1 protein-coding gene is annotated in these 658 nt (G+C 51.4%); it reads right to left on the reverse strand.

Going from position 1 to position 658, the window contains the following annotated elements; translation table 11 throughout:
* On the reverse strand, positions 1-658 hold a 658-nt coding region (locus tag ABEW32_RS26345; RefSeq protein ID WP_430193263.1), incomplete at both ends, for an AMP-binding protein.

The raw sequence follows: 658 nt of genomic DNA on the forward strand, positions 1-658 counted from the left end.
AAGCTGGAGTCAATCGCTGCTTCCGTGACGCCATAGCTGTTGATAATGCGGATATCCGCACCAAATCGTTCTTGCAGCACTCGGTAGTCCGTTACGCTGCAGCTGTCTGAGCTCGTGATCAGCAGCTTCAGACTGCTCATGTCTAGTGCGTGTTCATACACATGCTGCATGAACGGTACGATCAAAGCTGGAGTCGATTCGAACACGGTGATTTGGTAATCACGAATCCAGCCATGCAGACGGCTAAAATCAATGCGGTCGTCTTTCGGACAGATGACCATCGTGCCTCCGTTATAGAGTGTCCGCGCAATATCGCCGACGAACACGTCGAAGGAGAAGCTAGCCAGTTGCAGTAGTCGGACCGGGAACTCGCTCAGACGGTAATCTCGGCGATAGGCCGCAGCCGTATTCACCAAGCTGCGATGCTCAATCATGACGCCTTTCGGACGTCCTGTCGTCCCGGAGGTATAGATCACATACGCCAGATCCTGTGGTTCATTGATCGGTTCGACGTCTGTCGTATCTCCCGTGTACAGTGACTCATCGTCCAGCGCTAATACAGTACGTAGATGCAGCTTTGTTGCTGATTCAGATGCTGCTTCACTGTCAGACACCGAATTTGATTTCAAGCCTAAGCCTTCATTGAGGCTATCTTTTT

This window comes from Paenibacillus jamilae, assembly GCF_050482105.1.
Lineage (GTDB): Bacteria > Bacillota > Bacilli > Paenibacillales > Paenibacillaceae > Paenibacillus > Paenibacillus jamilae_B.